Source organism: Hydrocoleum sp. CS-953 (assembly GCF_002260545.1).
Lineage (GTDB): Bacteria > Cyanobacteriota > Cyanobacteriia > Cyanobacteriales > Microcoleaceae > Trichodesmium.
The window spans coordinates 1-5580 of record NZ_LGSU01000944.1 but is presented as its reverse complement, the minus strand read 5'-3'; the positions used below and the strand labels follow the sequence as shown (position 1 = coordinate 5580).

The 5580-nt window shown below is 35.8% G+C and carries 1 protein-coding gene, 1 tRNA gene and 2 pseudogenes; all 4 read right to left on the bottom strand.

Annotation, left to right across the window (positions count from 1 at the left end):
* Positions 1-1495 precede the first annotated feature (1495 nt).
* Positions 1496-1567: transfer RNA gene (locus AFK68_RS13010), tRNA-Gln, on the bottom strand.
* A gap of 507 nt (positions 1568-2074) precedes the next feature.
* Positions 2075-2287 carry a sensor histidine kinase gene (locus AFK68_RS13005; RefSeq protein WP_371357365.1) on the bottom strand — a complete coding sequence of 71 codons (213 nt, stop codon included), beginning with the start codon at positions 2285-2287 and terminating at the stop codon, positions 2075-2077.
* Between the two features lie 61 nt (positions 2288-2348).
* Positions 2349-5004: pseudogene (locus AFK68_RS45025) on the bottom strand (PAS domain S-box protein); the annotation flags it as partial.
* A gap of 66 nt (positions 5005-5070) precedes the next feature.
* Positions 5071-5457, bottom strand: a pseudogene (locus AFK68_RS45020) (GAF domain-containing protein); the annotation flags it as partial.
* Positions 5458-5580: the final 123 nt, after the last annotated feature.

The window sequence follows — 5580 nt, the reverse complement described above, 5'->3', positions numbered from 1 at the left end:
ATTATTTATAGATTAATTTCTGTAAGCATAAAAAAATCAAACTTCAACTTGTATCTTAATCATCTAAACCACCTAGATCGAATTCGATAGCTCCAGAATAATATCCCATCTAACTAATATAGATAAGTAAACCTATAAATAATCGAAGGATCTTAATTATGAAATCTAACTCTAAAAATTATGAACTAAATGGAAACGAGCGAGTTAAGCAAAAATCGCCTCATCCTTTTTTACTAGCATTAATTTTAACTGGAATCTTAGCTGCTGAAGCATATCCAAATCTTACTGAAACAGCAATTGCTGCTGTAAAAGTTCTTCAATCTCCCCAAGTAGAGACAAATGGCAAAATTACTTCCAAGGCTGATAAGTTTGCTAATCTTTTAAAATCTGCAACAGAGACTAAAGTTGAATCTCAGACAGAAATATCTCAACCTTTTTTCCTAACTAATAAATCTCTAAATCATATACTTGCTGTGAAGCAGAACTCTATTAATAAGGATTTTGATCATGTGAAAAAGTTCAGTAAACCAATTCCTGACGAGGCAGAAAAATTTGCTAATCAAACTGAAAAAATCCCTAATAATATAGTTGATGCTGTTCGCCAAGATTTAGGGAATCAAATAGGTATTGCCCCTGAAACAATAAAAGTGAATGAAGTCAGTCAAGAGACTTGGCCAAATACTTGTTTGGGGTTGCCAAAAAATGATGAGCTTTGTGGCCAAATATTAGTAGAAGGTTGGCGNAAAAATTTGCTAATCAAACTGAAAAAATCCCTAATAATATAGTTGATGCTGTTCGCCAAGATTTAGGGAATCAAATAGGTATTGCCCCTGAAACAATAAAAGTGAATGAAGTCAGTCAAGAGACTTGGCCAAATACTTGTTTGGGGTTGCCAAAAAATGATGAGCTTTGTGGCCAAATATTAGTAGAAGGTTGGCGTCTTGTTTTGTCTGATGGTAAACATGAATGGGTTTATCGTACAGACAATGGGGGTAAGCTGATAAGAGTAGAACCCAAAAAGTTAAGATAGATAGCTCTGAGAAATTAACAAGCTATGAGCTTTCAGCTAAAAAATTTACGGTATAATTCCCCCACTATATATATTGTTTTAATTAGGGTTTGCTGATTAAATATCAAAGCACTGACATATAACGGTTTGAGCCATTTTAGGTCTGGAAAAAGTACCAGCTTTTCAGTTGATATATATGAAAAAGTGAGCGTAAAATGGGGTAACGCGAGGCAGAAAAATTAAGGGACTATTTTTCTGACTACCTACTCTATAATTCCCATTCCTCCTGACTCCTGACTCCTGACTCCTGACTCCTCCCCCCTACTAAAAGAGTTATTCAGCAAGCCCTAATTAGTGATGTGGATTGATAGTGTTTTAAGTTCAAAATTATAAACCTATAATTTCTGAAAGCTGACAGCTATTTATATTATTTAAGCAAGGCTTAAGGCAAAGATTGTCTTAATTTAGTTAGTTAATCTAGTTTAACTGGGGCGGAAGGATTCGAACCTCCGAATGGCTGGACCAAAACCAGCTGCCTTACCGCTTGGCGACGCCCCATCTCGTCAACATTTAATATAATAGCACTTACATCTGGGAATTTGTCAAGGGTTTTTTTCATAATTTTGAAGTTTTGATGCTGAAGGAGTTCTGGAAGAAGGAAGAAGGAAGAAGAAAGAAGGAAGAAGGAAGAAGGAAGAAGGAAGAAGGAAGAAGGAAGAAAGAAGAAGTTTTGTAGTCATAAAGTGAAAACCGCTATAAATTTGATGGCAGGTATATTTCAAGCCATAAGTCATAATTCATAAGTCAGGAGTCAGGAGTTAAATTATTGNAAGAAGGAAGAAGGAAGAAGGAAGAAGGAAGAAGGAAGAAAGAAGAAGTTTTGTAGTCATAAAGTGAAAACCGCTATAAATTTGATGGCAGGTATATTTCAAGCCATAAGTCATAATTCATAAGTCAGGAGTCAGGAGTTAAATTATTGCTGTAAGTAAATTTGAGAGTTTGATAATGTCCACGCGAGTAATGGTGATTGCTCTGGAATCAAACAGAGAGAAAGACTGAAACTGTCTAAATTATTGATTTGAGAGCTGTTGGTGCTTTGATGGGAATTTTAATCATAAATTCAGTGCTTTCTCCTGGTTGGGAAGTGCATTTCAAGATACCATTATGTTTCTCAACTATAATTTGATAGCTAATGGAAAGGCCCAGACCTGTACCCTTTCCGACTGGCTTAGTGGTAAAGAATGGATCAAAAACTCGATTAATTAAATTTTCTGTCATTCCTGGGCCATTATCTGTAACGGATATAACAGCATATTTGAGAGCAGAGGTAGATAAATTNCTCCTGGTTGGGAAGTGCATTTCAAGATACCATTATGTTTCTCAACTATAATTTGATAGCTAATGGAAAGGCCCAGACCTGTACCCTTTCCGACTGGCTTAGTGGTAAAGAATGGATCAAAAACTCGATTAATTAAATTTTCTGTCATTCCTGGGCCATTATCTGTAACGGATATAACAGCATATTTGAGAGCAGAGGTAGATAAATTTTGATTTTCATCTTGACTATTTGTTGCTTCTACTTCTTCTGAGTCTAGCTGGGTAGTAATTTTAATCATCCTTGATTCTAGTTTACTTTCAAGGGCATCAATGGAATTACTAATGATATTCATAAATACTTGGTTGAGTTGTCCTGGATAGCACTCTACTTTTGGCAAATTACCATAGTCTTTGACAATCTCAATTCCAGAATCTTTCCCCTTTGACCTAATCCTGTTATCTAAAATTAGCAAGGTACTATCAATACCTTCATGGATATCTACTATTTTTTTGTCTGCTTCGTCTAAACGGGAGAAGTTTCTTAATGATAGAACTATTTGACGAATACGTTCGGTTCCCATTTCCATTGAAGACAAAATTTTGGGTAAGTCTTCCATTAAAAAGTCTAATTCTATATCTTCAGTTTTGTCTTCAATTTCTGCTACAGGATCTGGATAATAGTTTTGATAAAGGTTTAGCAATTCGAGAATGTCTCGTATATAATCTTTAATGTAAGTGAGATTGCCGTGAATAAAATTGACAGGATTATTAATTTCGTGGGCAACCCCTGCTACGGTTTGACCAAGAGATGACATTTTTTCTTGTTGAATTAACTGAGCTTCTTTTTGCTGTAGGTTTTTTAAAGCTTCACTGAGATGATGTGCTTGGGTTTGCGCTGCTAAAGCTGCTGCACGGGTTTGAGCATAAAGTTCCGCTTGGTCAATGGCGATCGCTAATTGGTCTACTACTGCTTGGAGTAATTCTACTTCACTTTCTTTCCAAGGTCTATGATTACTATACTGGTTACAGATAACTCCCCCCATTTGACCAGAGCGAGTTTGCAATGGTAGTAATAATGTAGATTTCACTCCCAACTGTTGCAGATATACCTGCATTTGTTTAAGCTTATTTTGATTGATTGTTTTTGTATTGTCAAGTTGTAAAATTTCACGATTCCGAATTTTATCTGATAAAATTGTTATCTGTTGGCTGGAATATTCTGGGGTTTGAACTGATACTTTCGGGTTAGAAGCTTCATGGGTGACGGCAATGCTAGTAATTTGAGCAGATAAGCACCAGATGAAGCAGCATTGGTCAATCTGCAGGAGATTTCTAATTTCTGTTACTGCAGTTGCTAATATCTTGTCAATGTCTAGGGAATCTCTAATTTGACTGGCGAGGCGAAATAGTAACGCTTCTCGGTTACTTAATAGTTGTTCTTGGGTTCTAACTCGGTCTATAGCAGTAGCGATCGCGCTGGCCACCCAAGTAAGTACATCTCTAGCTGACTCTGTAAGAGTTTTCTGACTCCATATAGACATTACCCCAACAACCCTACTATCTGAGGTCAGTATAGTAAAATCATTTGTCAGTATTTGCTGTTCGCTATCGGAGTCAACTTCTGAGTTGAGAATTTCAGAAGTTAAGATGCTTTTTGGGGTCAGTAATTCCTTTTGATGTTTTTCTATGTCGAATTTTAAGTTGTTACCGGATAATGCTTGTAATTCTAGTTGACTGGTTTGAGTATTAATAGTCCAAATTCCTGAACCAATAACATCTAATTCTGCGGCTATTGCTTTAGCACAATGTTGCAGAATACTGTTTAGGGAATTTCCTGCTCCGAGTGCTACTCCTACTTCAGCTTCTAGGGATGATAAACGCGCTCGCTCTAGTAAAGCTGCTTCTGCACGTTTTCGCTCTGTGATGTCTCGTGAAACTGCTACTAATTCTATAACTTGACCTGTTTCTGGATCTTGAATTTTCTGACAAGTGGTTTCAAACCAGATGTAAGAGTCGTTTTTATGGCGCAGTCGGTGAGTGAAGGTATCTCCTTCCGGTTGTTGAGAGATATTAATTTGAGATAATTTCTGGTCTTCTGGATGAAATAGATCGTATATACAGTTTCCCACTAATTCATCTGGTTCGTATCCAAGGAGATGACGACAAGCGTCAGAAGCGAACAAATATATACCTTCTGAGGTTTGCCTAGAAATGATATCGGTTGAATTATTAGTTAGAAGTCGATAACGTGCTTCACTATCTCGCAGCGCTTCTTCTGCTTGTTTTTTTTGGGTTATATCTGTTTGGATACCAATAAAGTGGGTAACACTACCATCATTATCTCTGACTGGAGATATTGCTAATTCGTTCCAAAAGGGAGTACCATCTTTACGGTAATTTTTTACGACTACTAAGCAATTTGTTTCTAATTTTATGGCTTGGCGAATTTGAGATAATGCGACAGGATCGGTGTCAGCACCTTGTAACAATCTACAGTTTTTGCCGAATATTTCTTGACTAGAATAGCCTGTAATTTTTTCAAAGGCAGGGTTACAGTAAATAATTGGATTATGAGGATTGGTATTGTCAGTAATCACTATGCCATTGTTGCTAGCAGCGATCGCTCTTTCTAGCAGAAGTAGCATTTTTTCTTCTGGATGGGCGTTAACTATTTTTTGTAGTTTAATAAACTTGCCACTAAAACTATATAGCTTTCTTTGTAATTCTACTTGACTACTAATATGAATACTTAGTTTTTTTAATAGTTTTTGACATTTCTCTGTTAAGTTTCTAGATACATAATCCATTAATGATAAAATGCCGATTTGTTGGCCGTTAATATTAATTGGAATTCCCACATAAAACCTAATTTTTGGTTCTGATACTACTAAGCTATGATTTGCTATTCTTTCATCTGCTAATGTATCGGGTATAATTAATAATTTTGCTTCTTCTTTCTGTAATTTTGTTTTGTTTTTTTCTGAGGATCTGAGAATTACTTCTACAAAATTTAGGTATCTATCCTTGTTATTATTAATACCTGTTTGAGATTTTAACCAAAGGTAGTTATCATCTCTAAAGCTAATGAATGCAATAGGAGTTTCAGATATATCCGCTGCTAACTCTACCATTTCTGTAAAGGAAGTTTCGGTTGCTAATAGCTGATATAATGATTTTACTTCCATTCTATTGACCTTCCTTGTTTCAACTTTTATTCTTTATGATTCAATAATTAGGTAGTGTCCTATTATTTT